We start from the raw sequence: 18,813 nt of genomic DNA, 5'->3' as shown, positions 1-18,813 counted from the left end.
CCCGGCCATGGCCGGGTTTTTTTATGTTATTGCTCCGGAAAAACTGTTCTGTCAGGCCTCATTTTAATCACAAATAAACGTTATCGATACCAGCTAGGCCGGAATGGCTAAAAACCTAATTTTTCATAGAGATAGCATTTAGCGACCTGCCGCTTCTTACGATTGTAACCCACTGAAGATTAGTAAATTAAATTGTCGCACAGCAAAATGTGCTGCCGTTAAAGTTCGCCCATTGACTTTAAAAAGGCCAGTGGCAAACTGCGCGCAATTTCCTTCATTTGCTCTGGTTTCTATCCCCTATGTCAACCTGGTCACGCCCCGTGATATTGCTGCTTTGCGGCCTGATGTTAATGACTGTCGCAATTGCCGTGCTGAATACGCTCGTTCCACTGTGGCTGACGCATGACTTACTGACAACCTGGCAGGTGGGCATCGTAAGCTCCTCCTATTACACCGGTAACCTCGCAGGAACTCTGCTGGCTGGCTGGTTAATCAGGCATTACGGCTTCAACCGCAGCTACTACCTGGCTACCTTGATGTTTGCCGTCGCAACCCTGTGCCTGGCGATGATGTCGGGTTTCTGGGCATGGAGTTCAATGCGTTTCATCGCCGGTGTCGGCTGTGCGCTGATGTGGGTGGTGGTCGAGAGCGCACTTCTGTGCAGCGGAACGGTACGTAATCGGGGACAACTGCTGGCGGCCTATATGGTTGTCTATTACATCGGCACCGTGACAGGCCAGTTGCTGGTCAGCAAACTGTCTACGGAATTACTCAGCGTGATTCCGTGGGTGACGTCGCTGGTCTTCTGCGCCGTGCTGCCGCTGGTCTTTACTCGCGTCTCCGCCAGCGGTGAAGCGACAGAAGCCGCTCCGGCCCGCATCTGGCCGATGCTGCGTCGCCGTAGCTCACGCCTGGGCATCAATGGCTGCATTATCTCTGGCATCCTTCTGGGCTCGCTTTATGGCCTGATGCCGCTTTACCTGTCACATCAGGGAATGAGTGATGCCAATGTGGGTTACTGGATGGCGTTGCTGGTCAGCGCAGGCATTGTGGGCCAGTGGCCCATTGGCCGTCTGGCCGATCGTTTTGGTCGCATGCTGGTGCTGCGAGTTCAGGTCTTTGTGGTTATCCTGGGTGCGATGGCCATGTTAACCAATGCCGCGATGGCACCAGCGCTATTTGTTCTGGGGCTGGCAGGCTTCACACTCTATCCGGTGGCGATGTCCTGGGCTTGCGAGACGGTCGCACATCATGAACTGGTAGCGATGAATCAGGCACTGCTGATGAGTTATACCGTGGGCAGTCTGGCTGGACCGGCAATGACCTCTGTTCTGATGCAGAATTATTCTGACCAGCTGCTGTTCGTGATGATCGCTGCTGTGGCGCTGATTTATCTGGTGATGCTGCTGCGCAAAGCGAATCATCAGGCTACGCCAGTGGCACATGCCTGATCGCTGAACAGCAAAAAGGGAGCGTTAAGCTCCCTTTTTTGTGGCAGATTCTTCAGTACATCACTTCGTGGCCATAGCTGGCGAGAATGTTTTTCACGCGATCCATTGTCTCTTTGCTCGGTGGCTTCACCCCGTCCAGCTTGTACTCTTCACCCATCGCAATCCATTTATGCTTACCCAGCTCATGATAGGGCAGCAATTCAATCTTCTCAACGTTCTCCATGTCACGCGTGAATTCACCCAAGCGATGCGCGGTGTCATCATCGTCGGAATAGCCGGGCACCACGACAAAACGGATCCATGTCCGTTTGCCTTTTTTCTGCAGGTAACGGGCAAAGTCCAGCGTACGGTGATTGGAGACACCCACCAGAATCTGATGCACGTCGTCATTCATCTGTTTCAGGTCGAGCATCACTAAGTCGGTAACGTCGAGCAGTTCATCGATCACCGGATCATAGCGGCGTACGAAGCCGTTGGTGTCGAGACAGGTATGAATACCTTCGGCCTTGCAGGCACGGAACCAGTCGCGCACAAATTCAGCCTGAAGAATGGCTTCACCGCCTGAGGCCGTGACGCCGCCACCAGAGGCGTTCATAAAATGGCGATAGGAGAGTACATCCGCCATCAGCGCTTCGACGCTGATCTCTTTGCCCCCGTGCGTATCCCAGGTGTCGCGGTTGTGACAGTAGAGGCAGCGCATCAGGCAGCCCTGGAAGAAGGTGATAAAACGGATACCGGGACCATCGACGGTGCCGCAGGATTCAAATGAGTGGATACGACCGTTAACTGACATTGCGATGTTTTCTCCAGTGAGTCTGCCGGGACAGACGGCGCAATCTCTGTTGCGCTCAGGGGCAGGAAATCGATTCTGGTGGGAACCTTGATGGAGATGACCACCAGAACAGACTTTTAATTAAAAGGCTCCGCGAGGAGCCTTTTTTATCAGGTAGAGCAGTAATTACAGTGACTGAGTGAAGGTTCGGGTAATCACATCCTGCTGCTGCTCTTTAGTCAGTGAGTTAAAGCGTACAGCGTAACCGGAAACGCGAATGGTCAGCTGCGGATATTTCTCTGGATGTTCCATCGCATCCAGCAGCATTTCACGGTTCATAACGTTAACGTTGAGGTGCTGACCGCCTTCGATGCTGGCTTCGTGATGGAAGTAACCATCCATCAGACCGGCAAGGTTGGTTTTCCGCACGTTATCATCTTTACCCAGCGCGTTTGGTACGATTGAGAAGGTATAGGAGATACCATCTTTCGCATAGGCAAACGGCAGTTTCGCGACGGAAGTCAGTGAGGCAACTGCACCTTTCTGGTCACGACCATGCATCGGGTTAGCACCTGGTCCAAACGGTGCGCCAGCGCGACGTCCATCTGGTGTGTTACCGGTTTTCTTACCATATACCACGTTCGAAGTAATGGTCAGAACAGACTGCGTTGGCACGGCATTACGATAGGTGTTCAGCTGCTGAATTTTCTTCATGAAGCGTTCAACCAGATCGCAGGCCAGGTCATCTACCCGTGAGTCGTTGTTACCGAACTGCGGATATTCGCCTTCAATATCGAAGTCGATGGCCAGACCATCTTCGTCACGAATTGGTTTCACTTTGGCATATTTAATGGCAGAAAGTGAATCCGCAGCGACGGAGAGACCCGCGATACCACAGGCCATAGTGCGGTAGACATCCCGATCATGTAAGGCCATCAGCGCCGCTTCGTAGCTGTATTTATCATGCATGTAGTGAATGATGTTCAGCGAAGTCACATACTGTTTTGCCAGCCAGTCCATGAAGTGATCCATACGCTCCATGACGGTGTCGAAATCCAGTACGTCGTCGCTGATTTTGTCGCCTTTCGGTCCAACCTGCATTTTCAGCTTTTCATCCACGCCGCCGTTGATTGCGTAGAGCAGCGTTTTCGCCAGGTTGGCACGTGCGCCAAAGAACTGCATTTGTTTGCCGACAATCATCGGGCTCACGCAGCAGGCGATTGCGTAGTCATCATTGTCGAAATCAGCACGCATCAGGTCATCGTTCTCATACTGCAAAGATGAGGTATCGATAGAGACTTTAGCGGCATATTTTTTGAAATTAATCGGCAGTTTTTCTGACCACAGGATGGTCATGTTCGGCTCAGGTGAAGGACCCATGGTGTAGAGGGTATTCAGGAAGCGAAACGTACTTTTTGAGACCAGGGTACGGCCATCAACGCCCATACCTGCCAGGGATTCCGTTGCCCAGATTGGGTCACCTGAGAACAGCTCATCATATTCAGGTGTGCGCAGGAAGCGAACCATACGCAGTTTCATCACCAGATGGTCAATCAGTTCCTGTGCCTGCTCTTCAGTCAGTTTACCGGCTTTAAGGTCACGTTCGATGTAAACATCAAGGAAGGTTGAGACGCGGCCAAATGACATGGCAGCACCGTTTTGTGATTTAACTGCAGCCAGGTAGCCATAGTAAGTCCACTGTACTGCTTCAACCGCATTGGTAGCCGGACCGGAGATGTCATGGCCATATTTTGCTGCCATCTCTTTGATCTGGGCCAGCGCATGATGCTGGTCAGAAATCTCTTCACGCAGACGAATAGTCGCTTCCAGATTAACGCCATTCTCTAAATCTTCCTGCAGTGAGGCAAACTGAGCGAATTTATCCGCCATCAGGAAATCGATGCCGTACAGCGCCACACGACGATAGTCACCGATAATACGGCCACGGCCATAAGCATCAGGAAGGCCGGTCAGGATACCTGATTTACGGCAGCGCAAAATGTCCGGTGTATAAACATCGAACACGCCCTGGTTGTGCGTTTTGCGATATTCGGTGAAGATTTTTTTCAGTGAAGGGTCGAGTTCACGGCCATACACTTTGCATGACCCTTCGACCATTTTGATGCCGCCATAAGGAATGATGGCGCGTTTTAATGGCGCTTCGGTCTGCAGACCAACAATTTTTTCCAGTGGCTTAATGATGTAACCCGCGTCGTGCGAGGTAATGGTTGAGGCGAGATCGGTGTCGAAGTCGACTGGCGCGTGGGTGCGGTTCTCAATTTTGATGCCTTCCAGCACGCTTTCCCACAGTTTGGTGGTCGCTTCGGTGGCACCCGCCAGGAATGACTCGTCACCTTCATATGGGGTGTAGTTTTTCTGAATGAAGTCGCGCACATTGACGCTATTCTGCCATTCGCCTTCAGCAAATCCTTCCCATGCTGAAGCCAGTTTTGCATTAAGTTCGGTCATAATATACCTGCCTTATATGAGGAGACTTTACGGTCGGGCACAGCCAACTTCCTGTGCCGTCAAAAATGCGTTTAATGAACCTGGTCACCTTTACGGAGATAGATAACCCAGTAGGTCAACCCAACCAGAACGCCGCCGCCGATAATGTTTCCGATGGTCACGGGAATCAGGTTGTCGATAATAAAGTTACTGAGGGTCAGCGAGTGAAACTGTGCCGCCGTGGTGCCAGCTGCCTGCCAGAATTCAGGTGTCGCGAAGTCACGAATAGCAATGGCATAGGGTATAAGAAACATGTTGGCGATACTGTGTTCGAAACCGCTTGCGACAAACATCGCAACAGGCAGAATCATCACGACCAGCTTATCGGTCAGGGTGCGGCCTGAGTAACTCATCCAGACGGCGAGACAGACCAGCAGATTGGCCAATGTACCCAGACAAACCGCTTCTATGAAGGTGTGATGCATCTTGTGATCGGCGGTTTGCAGGACATTCAATCCCCAGGCGCCATTCGCGACCATGTGCTGTCCGGCAAACCACATCAGAGCGACAAAGAAGAGTGCACCTGCAAGGTTACCGGCGTAGACGTTAATCCAGTTGCGGGCCAGCTGTCCCCAGCTGATGCGGCCACTGGCTTTGGCGACAACGATTAATACAGTAGAGGTAAAAAGGTCGGCACCGCATACCACGACCAGCATTAAGCCGAGTGAAAAGCAGATACCTCCAATCAGTTTGGCTATGCCGTAGGGCATCGCGCCGCTACCGGTGGTCGCTGTAATATAAAAAACGAATGCGATTGAGATAAATACGCCGGCGTTTATTGCCAGAAAGAAGGTCGTAAAAGGATGTTTGGTTGCTTTATAGATACCCGCGTCTTCGGCCACTTTCGCCATCGCGGCGGGTAATAAAAGATTAAAAGGGTTGTCAGTTTTCACACTAACTTACTCCTGAAGTTGTCTGAAAAAATACTAACAAAGGAGTATAGGTCAGTAATTGATATGGATCATGTTTGCCAGGGTGGTAACCCACTGGTCGCAAATTAATGAGAAAATAATGAGTTAACTAGCTGAATATAGACAAATAAATTTATTTTAAAAATACAAAAATATTTTAATATAAAGTGATGCGCCACTTTTTTAGTTCAGCCTGTGTTATTAATTAATGGCTTATATGTTAATTAAAATGATGTGATGTAATGGGACGGAATTTTAAAGTAGCTAATGTTTCATAGAGAAAGTGGGGAAGGATGGCACCAGATAAATCCAGTGCCATGTTTAACCGTCTGCTTTCAGTCTGACGCGTCAGGGCTTACGCGTTTTTCCAGTAGTGACGTTTGGCGTTTTGCAGTTTTTCGTAGGCGGCAAGCAGCGACTGATGGGCAGGGAAGGCCTGCAGCTCATCATCAACAGCCTGAAGGCCGTTAAACGGATTCTCACCACTGATCGCGGCGGAGGCTGCTTCCATTGCGCTCTCACCATACATCCGCAGGAAAGCGTGATGATACTGCAATGGATCACGCTCATCTTCCATAGCCAGTAACAGCAGGGTCTGCAGGCAACGATAGTAGTTAGCGCGCTCTGGCGTAAAGATTGAGCTGTTAAACTCCATCGTCCATTCTGTCCAGATCAATGCCTGATCCAGATCGCCGCCCGCCAGCGCCAGCATCGCTTTTAATTCGCCAACACGCAGCGTGTACCAGCCATTGTCTTTACCGGTCGCCAGACCCAGCAGCTCACGAACGCGGGTGAAGTCGTCAAAGCCTTCATCATCAAGCTGTCCAATCAGATCCAGATACTCTTCCGGATTCCAGTTGCTGTCAGGCAGGGCCAGCAGGGTTTCACGCATGCCCGCTCCCATGCTGTTGTTCGCCAGGAACAGGTCTTCTGCCGGGTAGATATCAGACATGCCTGGCACGATGATGCGGCAGGCATAGACACCCAGATGCTCGTAGTCTGCAATATAGACTTCCTGATCTTCCGAGGCGAAGATTGCCATCAGCGTGGCGAATTCCTGTTCGGTGCTGCCCGCGAATGACCAGTCGACAAAAGGATAATCCGCAGTTTCTTTAAACAGATCCCAGGAGATCAGGCCGCTTGAATCGATGAAGTGTGTTTCAAGGTTGGCATGCTCAGCCACTTCTTCGTCATCAAAGGTCGGTGGGGTAAACACATCCAGATCTTTGAGGCTTCGGCCCTGCAGCAACTCGGTAACGGTACGCTCCAGCGCCACACCGAAATCAGGGTGAGCACCAAATGAGGCAAAACAGGTTCCGTTGGTTGGGTTAAACAGCACCACGCAGATAACCGGATATTTACCGCCGAGAGAGGCGTCATAAGCGAAAATCGGGAAGCCTTCCGCTTCAAGACGTGCAATGGCTTCGATCACCTCAGGATAACGCTGCATCACGTCATCAGGAATCGCAGGCAGGCTGATCGCTTCAGCAATAATGCGGTTTTTAATATAGCGCTCAAACACTTCAGACAGCCCCTGAACACGCGCTTCGTTCGCGGTATTACCTGCCGACATGCCGTTTGAGACATAGAGGTTGCCGATAATATTCATCGGGATATAGACAGTCTGCTGGTCGGACTGACGGGTAAAGGGCAGGGCGCAGATACCACGTTCAGTATTCCCGGACTGCAGATCAATCAGGCCGGAAGCCGTCAGGGCATTATCGGGATCGTAAAATGCGCGCAGGCGCGGATCCAGAATACCTTCAGGTAAGGACTCATCATCAGGTAACGCAAACCATTTTTCATTGGGATAGTGAACAAAATCGCCGTTAGCGATCTTTTTTCCCAGCCAGAAGTCAGCAAAAAAATAGTTAGTTGAGAGACGCTCGAAATACTCGCCCAGCGCGGAGGCCAGCGCCGCTTTTTTACTGGCGCCCTTGCCGTTAGTAAAACAGAGCGGGCAATCGCGGTCGCGGATATGCACTGACCAGACATGGGGGACAGGATTCAGCCAGGATGCTTCTTCAATGTTAAAGCCAAGATCCTGCAGCTTGTTCTGGAAACGCGCAATGGAGTCTTCCAGTGCGGCATCTTTGCCCGGGATAAATGTTTGCGTCATAGTGCCGCTCTCTCAGTTGTCATAGGGTGCGTAAAGCGCGCAATGATACGGATTTTGCTAACAGACCGCTATCAGGGCGGGACATTTTTACCGGCTTACTTTACCGGCTTAGTTTTCATCACTTTCGCTCTCAGGCCAAACGCGAATTAATGGCGCTGGATAAAGCCTCACAAAATTCCGCGCAGATTTGCATTGGTAACATAACCTCCGGCGAGCCGGATTCAGAAAATGTGACCGCTCCCTGATTTATGATTGCAGCTATCAGAATGCAGTGATAAAACCGGATGGTTATTCATAACCGTTCGATATGACAGTGGTGAGGGGAAATGACGCAAGTTTATAATTTTAGCTCTGGCCCGGCGATGCTACCGGTTGAAGTGCTTCGTCGTGCAGAACAGGAACTGACGAACTGGCGCGGTCTGGGTACCTCTGTAATGGAGATCAGTCACCGCAGTAAAGAGTTTATTCAGGTGGCTGAAGAAGCGGAGCAGGACTTCCGTGATCTGCTAAAAATACCGTCGAATTACAAAGTTTTATTCTGTCATGGTGGGGCGCGTGCGCAGTTCGCTGCCGTACCGGGAAATCTGCTGGGTAAAGCGACCAGTGCCGACTATGTTGATGGCGGTTACTGGGCGCATAGCGCAATAAAAGAAGCGGAAAAGTTTTGTTCCCCACGCACGCTGGATGTCAAAACAACGCGCGACGGTAAACGAGCCATCCTGCCGATGAGCGAATGGGAGGTGAGTGAGACGTCCGCTTACCTGCATTTCTGCCCGAATGAAACCATTGATGGCATCGCGATTGACGAACAGCCCGACTTTGGCAGTAAAACCGTTGTTGCTGATTTCTCATCCACCATTCTGTCACGCCCTATCGATGTGAGTCGTTACGGTGTGATTTATGCGGGTGCGCAGAAAAATGTGGGCCCGGCCGGATTAACGCTGGTTGTCGTTCGCGAAGATCTGCTGGGTCAGGCGCACGCCTCTGTGCCCTCAATCCTCGATTACAAAGTGCTGGCCGATAACGATTCGATGTTTAACACCCCGCCGACTTTTGCGTGGTATCTCTCAGGGCTGGTGTTTAAATGGCTGAAAGAGAAGGGCGGTGTGGCTGAAATTGATCGTATCAATCAGGCAAAATCTGACCTGCTTTATGGCGTAATCGATCACAGTGGCTTCTATCGTAATGATGTGGCAACAGAAAACCGCTCACGCATGAACATCCCTTTCCAGCTGGCCGATGCTTCACTCGATGCGCTGTTCCTGGAAGAGTCGTTTAAGGCGGGATTACACGCGCTTAAAGGCCATCGTGTAGTAGGCGGTATGCGCGCCTCTATTTATAATGCGATGCCGCTGGAAGGTGTGAAGGCCCTGACCGATTTCATGGTCGATTTTGAACGCCGTCACGGCTGATTATTAAGATATCAGCATTGATGCTGATGCCAGACCTCGTCACACGGCGAGGTCTCTGTATTTTTTGAGGATTTCGTTTCACATGCAGGACTCCCTGACTCTCCAACCGATTGCGCGCGTCAACGGCACGGTAAATCTGCCCGGCTCAAAGAGCGTTTCCAATCGTGCATTGCTGCTGGCTGCTCTGGCTAAAGGTACAACCCGTCTTACCAACCTGCTCGACAGCGACGACGTTAAGCACATGCTGAACGCGCTGACCGCGCTTGGTGTAAGCTATACGCTTTCCAGCGATCGCACCCTGTGTGAAGTGACGGGAAATGCCGGGCCACTGCACGCATCTCAACCGCTGTCACTGTTTCTGGGCAATGCCGGAACCGCAATGCGTCCGCTGGCCGCGGCGCTTTGTCTGGGCCAGCACGATATCGAACTGACCGGCGAACCCCGCATGAAAGAGCGTCCAATCGGGCATCTGGTTGACGCACTTCGTCAGGGCGGAGCAACCATTGAGTACCTGGAAAACGAAAACTACCCGCCGCTGCGTTTACGCGGTGGTTTTACCGGGGGTGAAGTCAGTGTGGATGGCAGCGTTTCCAGCCAGTTCCTGACAGCGCTGCTGATGACCGCGCCGCTGGCACAGCAGGATACCTGCATCACCATCAAAGGTGATTTGGTGTCGAAACCTTACATCGATATTACCCTTAATCTGATGCAGTGCTTTGGCGTCGAGGTTGAGAATCAGAACTATCAGCGCTTCCTGATCAAGGGACAGCAACAGTATCAGTCGCCGGGTGATTACCTGGTTGAAGGCGATGCCTCTTCCGCTTCCTATTTCCTGGCCGCTGCCGCTATAAAAGGCGGAACGGTTCGCGTCACCGGGATTGGACGCCAGAGTGTGCAGGGTGACATCCGGTTTGCTGACGTGCTGGAAAAGATGGGCGCGACGATTGAGTGGGGCGATGATTACATTGCCTGTACGGCCGGCAAACTGCAGGCCATCGATATGGACATGAACCATATTCCGGATGCTGCAATGACCATCGCGACTACGGCGCTATTTGCAGAGGGCACCACCCGGTTACGCAATATTTATAACTGGCGGGTAAAAGAGACCGATCGACTGAGCGCAATGGCCACAGAGCTGCGTAAAGTCGGGGCAGAAGTCGAAGAGGGTCATGACTACATCCGCATTACGCCGCCAGCGACGCTGATTCATGCGGATATTGGCACCTACAATGACCACCGCATGGCGATGTGTTTCTCTCTGGTTGCACTTTCTGATACCCCAGTGACCATTCTCGATCCTGGCTGTACTGCAAAAACCTTCCCGGACTATTTCGTTCAACTGGCTAAAATCAGCCAGAGCGCCTGATATCTCCCTTTCCGGTGCGGTTCGCACCGGAACTCCCCTGATTTTATCTGGCTGTAACAGGCCAGAGATCCTCTGAATTGACTAAGATTACGAACCTGATCAGTGCGAAAGGGTAACCAAGCCGTGCTATGCAGCGTATAATGCTAGTCATTAATGGTGACCGAAAGGTCAGGAAGCACGCAGCAACAGGAGGGAATAATGACAGTAACTGCCCCGGTCATAACTATTGATGGGCCAAGTGGAGCGGGAAAGGGAACCCTGTGCAAAGCGATGGCGGAATCGCTGCAGTGGCATCTGCTGGACTCCGGTGCTATTTATCGCGTGCTGGCGTTGGCCGCATTGCATCATCAGGTGGAGATTGAATCTGAAGAAGCGCTGGTGCCGATTGCTGCTCACCTGGATGTGCGCTTTGTGTCACAAAATGGTGAAATGCAGGTCATACTTGAAGGTGAAGATGTCACCGGTGAAATCCGTACTCAGGAGGTCAGCAACACCGCTTCTCGTGTTGCCGCTTTTCCCCGGGTACGCGAAGCATTATTGCGCCGCCAGCGCGGTTTCCGCGAGATGCCGGGCCTGATTGCTGATGGCCGTGATATGGGCACCGTGGTTTTTCCGGATGCGCCAGTGAAAATTTTCCTTGATGCCAGCCCGGAAGAGCGTGCTCAGCGCCGTATGCTACAGTTGCAGGATAATGGCTTTAATGTTAACTTTGACCGCCTTTTAGCCGAGATAAAAGAACGCGACGACCGCGATCGTAATCGCGCAATTGCGCCTTTAGTAGCCGCTGGCGATGCATTGGTTCTGGACTCTACCGAGATGTCTATCGACCAGGTCATTGAAAAAGCGCTACAATATGCCCGCGAGAAGCTGGGTATTACGGCTTAACTGAATCTACCACCCTGTACCATGGATCCGGTGCCGGGCATGTGAAACAACCCCATCCGACATGAAGTCAGATGGACGTTAAATTGAAGAATCCTGAAGATTATCAATATGACTGAATCTTTTGCTCAACTATTTGAAGAATCCTTAAAAACAATCGAAACCCGCCCGGGTTCTATCGTTCGTGGCATCGTCGTTTCTATCGACAAAGATGTCGTTCTGGTTGATGCGGGTCTGAAATCTGAATCTGCAATTCCTGCAGAGCAGTTCAAGAACGCAGCCGGCGAACTGGAAATCCAGGTAGGCGACGAAGTTGATGTTGCTCTGGATGCAGTGGAAGACGGCTTCGGTGAAACCCTGCTGTCCCGTGAGAAAGCTAAGCGCCATGAAGCATGGATCACGCTGGAGAAAGCTTACGAAGACGCTGAAACTGTTACCGGTGTTATCAACGGCAAAGTTAAAGGCGGCTTCACAGTTGAGCTCAACGGTATCCGTGCGTTCCTGCCAGGTTCACTGGTAGATGTGCGTCCGGTGCGCGATACGCTGCACCTGGAAGGCAAAGAGCTTGAATTCAAAGTGATCAAGCTGGATCAGAAACGCAACAACGTCGTGGTTTCACGTCGTGCGGTTATCGAATCCGAAAACAGCGCAGAGCGCGATCAGCTGCTGGAAAACCTGCAGGAAGGCATGGAAGTCAAAGGTATCGTTAAGAACCTGACTGACTACGGTGCATTCGTTGATCTGGGCGGCGTTGATGGCCTGCTGCACATCACTGACATGGCATGGAAACGCGTTAAGCATCCAAGCGAAATCGTCAACGTGGGCGACGAAATCACCGTTAAGGTGCTGAAGTTCGACCGCGAGCGTACCCGTGTTTCTCTGGGTCTGAAGCAGCTGGGCGAAGATCCATGGGTTGCTATCGCTAAACGCTATCCGGAAGGCACCCGCCTGACCGGTCGTGTTACCAACCTGACTGATTACGGCTGCTTCGTGGAAATCGAAGAAGGCGTTGAAGGTCTGGTACACGTGTCTGAAATGGACTGGACCAACAAAAACATCCATCCGTCTAAAGTTGTTAATGTAGGCGACGTGGTTGAAGTTATGGTTCTGGACATTGACGAAGAGCGTCGTCGTATCTCCCTGGGTCTGAAGCAGTGTAAATCTAACCCATGGCAGCTGTTCGCTGAGACGCACAACAAAGGCGATCGTGTTGAAGGTAAAATCAAGTCAATCACTGACTTCGGTATCTTCATCGGCCTGGATGGCGGCATCGACGGTCTGGTTCACCTGTCTGACATCTCCTGGAACGCGACTGGCGAAGAAGCCGTTCGTGAGTACAAAAAAGGCGACGAAATCGCTGCCGTTGTACTGCAGGTTGATGCAGAGCGCGAGCGTATCTCTCTGGGCGTTAAACAGCTGGCAGAAGATCCGTTCAACAACTACATCACTTTGAACAAGAAAGGTGCCATCGTCACCGGTAAAGTGACTGCAGTTGATGCTAAAGGTGCTACAGTTGAATTAGCAGACGGCGTTGAGGGTTACCTGCGCGCTTCTGAAGCTTCACTGGACCGCATTGAAGATGCAACTCTGGTTCTGAACGTTGGCGACGACGTTGAAGCTAAGTTCACCGGCGTTGATCGTAAAAACCGTGTCGTAAGCCTGTCTGTCCGTGCGAAAGACCAGGCTGATGAGAAAGAAGCTATCAATACTGTTAACACCAAACAGGAAGAAGGCAATTTCTCTAGCGCTATGGCTGAAGCGTTCAAAGCGGCTAAAGGCGAGTAATCGGCCTGAAGCACCGGGTGGGCAACCACCCGGTTTCGGTAAAAGCTGTCATACATTCCCATAGGGATAAACCGGAGGTTACATGACCAAGTCAGAACTGATCGAAAGACTGGCGGGACAGCATACTCATATACCGGCGAAAGTCGTTGAGGATGCAGTAAAAGAGATGCTTGAGCACATGGCCACTACGCTGGCACAGGGCGAACGCATCGAAATCCGGGGATTCGGCAGCTTTTCTTTGCACTATCGCGCTCCGCGTACTGGACGTAACCCGAAAACGGGTGACAAAGTGGATCTGGAAGGTAAATACGTTCCCCACTTTAAGCCAGGCAAAGAGCTGCGCGATCGCGCAAATATCTACGGCTAAGCCGATACCGAACCAGATAAACGACATCTCCGGATGTCGTTTTTTTTTGCCTGCGATTCAGGCTCAGATCTGACATCCGGATTGCTGTCATCAACACTGCAACGCCGCACTCTCTTTGTGAGAGCGCTCCAGCCTGCCTGATCATCCGCTGTTACTTTTACCTCCTTTGCCCAGAATAATCGAACTGAATCAATGGATACGATTATGCTGACATGGACCGTTCTGGCGCGACTGGCGATCGTTGCAACGTTACCGCTAATGCTGATGGCCCGGCTGCCTTCCGGTGAGGTGATGTGGGGCTTCCTCCTCACAGGACTGGCTCTGCTGCATTGCCCTTACCAACCCGTCCGTCTGGCCGGTATTACTCTGCTGTTGCTGGCATGGGCCTGTAACGACGCCCGTCTGATGGTGCGGGATATCGAAAAGTTCTCGGCGCGTCCTGCCACCTACACCCTTCAGATCAGTGAACTGCGGAAAGAGCGGAAGCAAATCCGGGTTCGTCTGTTGAAAGAGGAGGGCAGGATGATTTTTCCGCCTCGCTTTGCCTGGATCTGGTTTGATGCTGATCCGGAGGTCTACTGTCCAGGACAACGCTGGACGATGAAACTGCGTCTGCGACCGGTACATGCCCGCCTTAATGAGGGCGATTTTGATGCGCAGCGTTTCGCACTGGCTAATAATACGCCGCTTCAGGGACGAATCCTTAAGCAGGCAGCGGTAAGCGATCGCTGTGATAGCCGCTGGCGATTTATTTTATGGCATCGTGACAGGACCCGTGCAATGCCTGCACGTGCAACGCTGGAGGCACTGGCTTTTGGCATTCGGGATGAGATGAGCCAGCAGACGCGTCAGCTACTGCGGGATACCGGTACCGCGCATCTGATGGCGATATCGGGCATGCATATCGCCCTGGCCGCCAGCACCGGCTGGATGATTGCGCGTGGGGTGCAATTTATCTTGCCAGCCCGTTATATCAGCTATCTTTTCCCCCTCATCGTGAGCTGGCTGTTTGCTGCAATCTATACCTGGCTCTCCGGTGCACAGCCTCCCGCAGAGCGTTCGCTGCTTGCCCTGACGCTATGGGCAATAACACGGTTTGCGGGAGTTCAGCTGAATAGCTGGCAGGTCTGGACGTTCTGTATTGCGTTGCTGCTGGTAACCGACCCGCTGACCGTGCTCTCTGACAGCTTCTGGCTCTCGGTACTGGCTGTGGGCATGCTGCTGGTCTGGTATCACTGGTTCCCGCTGCCTGCGGCGTTCCGTCGGCAACGGCGCTGGATTCCGGTACAGTTGCTGCATTTACAGGCGGGCATGATGATTTTAATGGTGCCGTTGCAGGTGGCGATTTTCAACGGCATCAGCCTGACTGCGCTGGCGGCGAATGTTGTCGCGATTCCGGTCGTCTCGTTTATTACCATGCCTATGGTGACGCTCGCCCTGCTGCTGCCGGTGGCGAATTTATCTGGCTTCTTCTGGGGAGCGGCCGATCTCTCTTTACGTGCACTGTTTCATTGCCTGACGTTGCTGCCACCAGGCTGGTGGCCGCTGAGTGGCACAACCTGGTTTACGGTTATGGTATGGGGCGGCCTGATTCTCTGGCGTGCGCAGCTCTTCTTCTCTCTGCCACTAAGCAGCGGCGCGTTAGCGCTGGCAATGATACTGAGTCGCCAGCCAGAACAGGAGCAGGGCTGGCGCATCGATATGCTGGATATCGGGCACGGTCTGAGTCTGGTGATCAGCCAGGGCGACGAGGCCGTGATGTATGACACCGGCCCGCGCTGGCAGAACGATAATGCGGGGAGTCGGGTGATCATTCCGTGGCTGGAGCGCAGGCAGCTACGGTTAAAACAGGTCATCCTGAGTCATAAACATCTGGATCATACTGGCGGGCTGGCGGCAATTACTCAACGCTGGCCAGCGGTTGAAGTCAGAAGTGCGCTGGCTGATGAGGCACACTTACCCTGCGTACGGGGCACGCAGTGGCGCTGGCGGCAGCTCCACTTTCGGGTGATCTGGCCGCTGACGGCACCCCTGCCGGGCGGAAATAATGACTCCTGTGTGGTGATCGTCGATGATGGTCAGGTCCGGCTGATGTTAACCGGTGATATTGAAGCGAAAGCGGAACGCCAGCTGGTGGCGCTGGAGAAGCAGGGGCTGAAGGTCGATATTCTGCAGGTCCCGCACCACGGCAGCCGGACGTCGTCGACCTCATTGCTGCTGCGTAAAGCCGCAGGCCACACCGCTATCGCCTCGCTGGCACGCTACAATGCATGGCGTATGCCCGCGAAAAATGTGCTGGAAAACTATCGAACGGCCGGTTTTCACTGGCTGGATACGGGCCAGTCAGGACAAATCAGTATCAGGATAGAGCAGGGCAGAGCACAGGTTTCCACCTTGCGGGATCAATTAATGCCCCGTTGGTATCATCAGTGGTTTGGCGTCAAACGCGAATCCAGGTAGAATGGCCGGCTATTTCCAACAGCGTGAATAAATAATGCATCAAGATAAAGATCTCTCTACGTGGCAGACGTTTCGCCGACTCTGGCCGATGATCGCGCCTAATAAAGCGGGATTAATTGCGGCCTCAGTCGCCCTGATTATTAATGCTGCGGGCGACGCCTTAATGCTCTCACTGTTGAAACCGTTACTGGATGATGGTTTTGGTAAAGCTGACAGATCGGTGATGCTGTGGCTGCCGTTAGTGGTTATTGGCCTGATGCTGGTCCGCGGAGTCACCAGTTATATCTCCAGCTACTGCATCTCGTGGGTCTCTGGCAACGTCGTGATGAACATCCGCCGTCGTCTGTTCAGCCATATGATGGGCATGCCGGTTTCGTTTTTCGACCAGCAGTCAACCGGCACCCTGTTGTCACGCATTACTTACGATTCTGAGCAGGTCGCCTCCTCTTCTTCGGGCGCGCTGGTCACCGTAGTGCGCGAAGGGGCTTCCATTATTGGCCTGTTTATCATGATGTTCTACTACAGCTGGCAGCTGTCGCTGATCCTGATTGTACTGGCACCTATCGTCTCCTTTGCTATCCGCACCGTCTCTAAGCGCTTCCGCACCATCAGCAAAAGTATGCAGAACACTATGGGGCAGGTGACAACCAGCGCAGAACAGATGCTGAAAGGGCACAAAGAAGTGCTGATTTTTGGTGGACAGGACATTGAATCGGAGCGCTTTTCCCGCGTCAGTAACCGGATGCGTCAGCAGGGAATGAAACTCGTTTCAGCCTCCTCCATTTCCGATCCGATTATTCAGCTGATCGCGTCGCTGGCACTGGCTTTTGTGCTCTATGCCGCCAGCTTCCCCAGCGTCATGGATACCCTGACAGCCGGTACCATCACCGTGGTCTTCTCCTCGATGATTGCCCTGATGCGCCCGCTTAAGTCTCTGACCAACGTCAACGCCCAGTTCCAGCGTGGGATGGCGGCCTGTCAGACACTGTTCTCTATTCTGGATAGTGAGCAGGAAGTGGATAACGGTACGCGCGAAATCACCCGTGCTAAAGGGGATATTGAATTCCGTGATGTGACCTTTACCTACCCAGGTCGTGAAATTCCGGCACTGCGTAATATCAATCTGTCGCTGCCGGCAGGAAAAACGGTGGCGCTGGTGGGCCGTTCGGGTTCCGGTAAGTCTACGATGGCGAGCCTGCTGACCCGCTTTTATGATATCCAGCAGGGCGAAATCCTGCTGGACGGTCATGATCTGCGTGAGTACAGCCTGCGCTCATTGCGCAATCAGGTGGCGCTGGTGTCACAGAATGTGCACCTCTTCAACGACACCATTGCCAATAACATCGCGTATGCCCGCAGTGAGCAATACAGCCGTGAAGAGATCGAGCAGGCGGCCACCATGGCGCATGCCATGGACTTTATCAATAAAATGGATAAGGGCCTGGATACGATGATTGGCGAGAATGGCGTGCTGTTATCTGGCGGTCAGCGTCAGCGTATTGCCATTGCCCGTGCGTTATTACGTGATTGCCCGATCCTGATCCTCGATGAAGCCACCTCGGCGCTGGATACCGAGTCTGAACGCGCGATTCAGTCTGCACTGGATGAGTTGCAGAAGAACCGTACCTCGCTGGTGATTGCACACCGACTCTCTACCATCGAGAAAGCGGATGAAATCGTGGTAATTGAAGATGGCCAGATTGTTGAACGCGGTACGCATCAGGTGCTGTTAGCAGAACGCGGTGCCTATGCACAGCTGCACAAGATGCAATTCGGCCAATGATTGAACGTATCTGGAGTGGTCGCTCACCGCTATGGCTGCTGCTATGGCCATTCAGCCTGCTGTATGGTGCGATCACGGCCCTGATACGCTTCAGTTACAGGCGCGGCTGGCGTAAAAGCTGGCGTGCGCCTCTGCCGGTCGTGGTGGTAGGTAACCTGACTGCTGGCGGGAATGGAAAGACGCCGGTGGTCATCTGGCTGGTCGAGGCGTTACAGCAGCGCGGCCTGCGCGCTGGCGTGGTCTCCCGAGGATATGGCGGCAAGGCGGACCACTATCCCTTGCTGGTCACGGCGCAGACCCCCACCGAACAGGCCGGGGATGAGCCGGTATTGATCGCCCAGCGCACCGGGGCGCCGGTCGCGGTCGCCCCTCAACGGCGACGGGCGATTGAGGCGTTACTGAAACAGGGTTCGCTGGATGTGATCATCACGGATGATGGCCTGCAACATTACGCCCTGCAGCGCGATCGCGAAATCGTGGTGGTTGATGGGGTCCGTCGCTTTGGTAATGGCTGGTGGTTGCCTGCCGGTCCGATGCGTGAACGTGCCGATCGTCTGCAGCAGGTCGATGCCGTGATCATTAACGGCGGCGAAGCACAGCCCGACGAGATTGCCATGCAACTTCAGCCCGGGCTGGCCACCAATCTGCTGACCGGTGAAACCTGCCCGCCGGAGCAACTGGGTGCGGTAGTCGCCATGGCCGGTATTGGTCATCCCCCGCGTTTTTTCACCACGCTGAAACAGCAGGGTATAACGCCGGTCGCAGAGATCGCCTTTGCCGATCATCACGCCTACAGCAAAGATGAACTGACCCGATTACTCCAGGCGGGTCAGCAACTGCTGATGACCGAAAAAGACGCGGTGAAATGCCGTCACTTTGCCCAGCCTGACTGGTGGTATTTGCCGGTCGATGCCCATTTAACTGGTAATGCCGTGACGCCGTTACTGGATGACATTGAACAACTCTGCCGCCATATTTCCTGATACCCGCCCCC

General features: G+C 52.9%; 13 protein-coding genes. 9 read left to right on the top strand and 4 right to left on the bottom strand.

Annotation, left to right across the window (positions count from 1 at the left end):
* Nucleotides 1-299: 299 nt before the first annotated feature.
* Nucleotides 300-1,451, top strand: coding sequence for an MFS transporter (locus OK409_RS08040; RefSeq protein ID WP_010254932.1), 1,152 nt, complete (start codon nucleotides 300-302; stop codon nucleotides 1,449-1,451).
* A 52-nt stretch (nucleotides 1,452-1,503) separates the two neighbouring features.
* On the opposite strand, the gene pflA is transcribed toward OK409_RS08040, so the two are convergent.
* From pflA to ycaO, 4 genes are all read right to left on the bottom strand, one after another.
* Nucleotides 1,504-2,244, bottom strand: coding sequence for a pyruvate formate lyase 1-activating protein (pflA, locus tag OK409_RS08035; protein WP_010669755.1), 741 nt, complete (start codon nucleotides 2,242-2,244; stop codon nucleotides 1,504-1,506).
* A 165-nt stretch (nucleotides 2,245-2,409) separates the two neighbouring features.
* Nucleotides 2,410-4,692, bottom strand: coding sequence for a formate C-acetyltransferase (gene pflB / locus OK409_RS08030; RefSeq protein ID WP_064704727.1), 2,283 nt, complete (start codon nucleotides 4,690-4,692; stop codon nucleotides 2,410-2,412).
* A gap of 71 nt (nucleotides 4,693-4,763) precedes the next feature.
* Complete coding sequence (focA, locus tag OK409_RS08025) at nucleotides 4,764-5,624, bottom strand: formate transporter FocA (RefSeq protein ID WP_010254939.1); 861 nt, start codon at nucleotides 5,622-5,624, stop codon at nucleotides 4,764-4,766.
* 373 nt (nucleotides 5,625-5,997) lie between these two features.
* Nucleotides 5,998-7,761 (bottom strand): 30S ribosomal protein S12 methylthiotransferase accessory factor YcaO, encoded by a 1,764-nt coding sequence (gene ycaO, locus OK409_RS08020; protein ID WP_010254940.1) that lies wholly within the window; start codon nucleotides 7,759-7,761, stop codon nucleotides 5,998-6,000.
* A 326-nt stretch (nucleotides 7,762-8,087) separates the two neighbouring features.
* Between ycaO and serC the strand changes: the two genes are divergently transcribed.
* The 8 genes from serC to lpxK all read left to right on the top strand — a co-directional run bounded on the left by serC (nucleotide 8,088) and on the right by lpxK (nucleotide 18,802).
* On the top strand, nucleotides 8,088-9,173 hold the full coding sequence (gene serC / locus OK409_RS08015; RefSeq protein ID WP_033757140.1) for a 3-phosphoserine/phosphohydroxythreonine transaminase: 1,086 nt from the start codon (nucleotides 8,088-8,090) through the stop codon (nucleotides 9,171-9,173).
* Nucleotides 9,174-9,255: 82 nt separating this feature from the next.
* Complete coding sequence (gene aroA / locus OK409_RS08010) at nucleotides 9,256-10,542, top strand: 3-phosphoshikimate 1-carboxyvinyltransferase (protein WP_010254943.1); 1,287 nt, start codon at nucleotides 9,256-9,258, stop codon at nucleotides 10,540-10,542.
* A gap of 198 nt (nucleotides 10,543-10,740) precedes the next feature.
* Nucleotides 10,741-11,427 carry a (d)CMP kinase gene (cmk, locus tag OK409_RS08005; protein WP_010254946.1) on the top strand — a complete coding sequence of 229 codons (687 nt, stop codon included), beginning with the start codon at nucleotides 10,741-10,743 and terminating at the stop codon, nucleotides 11,425-11,427.
* A gap of 108 nt (nucleotides 11,428-11,535) precedes the next feature.
* Entirely contained in the window at nucleotides 11,536-13,209 is a 1,674-nt protein-coding gene (rpsA, locus tag OK409_RS08000; protein WP_003849352.1) for a 30S ribosomal protein S1, read from the top strand.
* A gap of 82 nt (nucleotides 13,210-13,291) precedes the next feature.
* Nucleotides 13,292-13,576 (top strand): integration host factor subunit beta, encoded by a 285-nt coding sequence (gene ihfB / locus OK409_RS07995; protein WP_003849360.1) that lies wholly within the window; start codon nucleotides 13,292-13,294, stop codon nucleotides 13,574-13,576.
* Nucleotides 13,577-13,780: 204 nt separating this feature from the next.
* On the top strand, nucleotides 13,781-16,036 hold the full coding sequence (locus OK409_RS07990; RefSeq protein WP_264366948.1) for a DNA internalization-related competence protein ComEC/Rec2: 2,256 nt from the start codon (nucleotides 13,781-13,783) through the stop codon (nucleotides 16,034-16,036).
* A 34-nt stretch (nucleotides 16,037-16,070) separates the two neighbouring features.
* Nucleotides 16,071-17,819, top strand: a complete 1,749-nt coding sequence (gene msbA, locus OK409_RS07985) for a lipid A ABC transporter ATP-binding protein/permease MsbA (RefSeq protein WP_010669759.1) — start codon at nucleotides 16,071-16,073, stop codon at nucleotides 17,817-17,819.
* Nucleotides 17,816-18,802: a tetraacyldisaccharide 4'-kinase gene (gene lpxK / locus OK409_RS07980; RefSeq protein ID WP_010254951.1), complete on the top strand. Its 987-nt coding sequence runs from the start codon at nucleotides 17,816-17,818 to the stop codon at nucleotides 18,800-18,802. Before msbA ends, lpxK begins: the two co-directional genes overlap by 4 nt.
* Nucleotides 18,803-18,813: the final 11 nt, after the last annotated feature.

The organism is Pantoea sp. RG18, from assembly GCF_025910075.1.
GTDB classification, from domain to species: Bacteria; Pseudomonadota; Gammaproteobacteria; order Enterobacterales; family Enterobacteriaceae; genus Pantoea; species Pantoea agglomerans.
The sequence above is the reverse complement of the archived record's forward strand: the minus strand, read 5'-3'. Positions and strand labels throughout refer to the sequence as shown.

Bases quoted from the DNA above. Each gene is read 5' to 3' on its own strand.
- pflB (WP_064704727.1), bottom strand. From the start codon at position 4,692: ATGACCGAACTTAATGCAAAACTGGCTTCAGCATGGGAAGGATTTGCT.
- pflA (WP_010669755.1), bottom strand. From the start codon at position 2,244: ATGTCAGTTAACGGTCGTATCCACTCATTTGAATCCTGCGGCACCGTC.
- ihfB (WP_003849360.1), top strand. From the start codon at position 13,292: ATGACCAAGTCAGAACTGATCGAAAGACTGGCGGGACAGCATACTCAT.
- serC (WP_033757140.1), top strand. From the start codon at position 8,088: ATGACGCAAGTTTATAATTTTAGCTCTGGCCCGGCGATGCTACCGGTT.
- ycaO (WP_010254940.1), bottom strand. From the start codon at position 7,761: ATGACGCAAACATTTATCCCGGGCAAAGATGCCGCACTGGAAGACTCC.
- msbA (WP_010669759.1), top strand. From the start codon at position 16,071: ATGCATCAAGATAAAGATCTCTCTACGTGGCAGACGTTTCGCCGACTC.
- OK409_RS08040 (WP_010254932.1), top strand. From the start codon at position 300: ATGTCAACCTGGTCACGCCCCGTGATATTGCTGCTTTGCGGCCTGATG.
- lpxK (WP_010254951.1), top strand. From the start codon at position 17,816: ATGATTGAACGTATCTGGAGTGGTCGCTCACCGCTATGGCTGCTGCTA.
- OK409_RS07990 (WP_264366948.1), top strand. From the start codon at position 13,781: ATGCTGACATGGACCGTTCTGGCGCGACTGGCGATCGTTGCAACGTTA.
- aroA (WP_010254943.1), top strand. From the start codon at position 9,256: ATGCAGGACTCCCTGACTCTCCAACCGATTGCGCGCGTCAACGGCACG.
- rpsA (WP_003849352.1), top strand. From the start codon at position 11,536: ATGACTGAATCTTTTGCTCAACTATTTGAAGAATCCTTAAAAACAATC.
- cmk (WP_010254946.1), top strand. From the start codon at position 10,741: ATGACAGTAACTGCCCCGGTCATAACTATTGATGGGCCAAGTGGAGCG.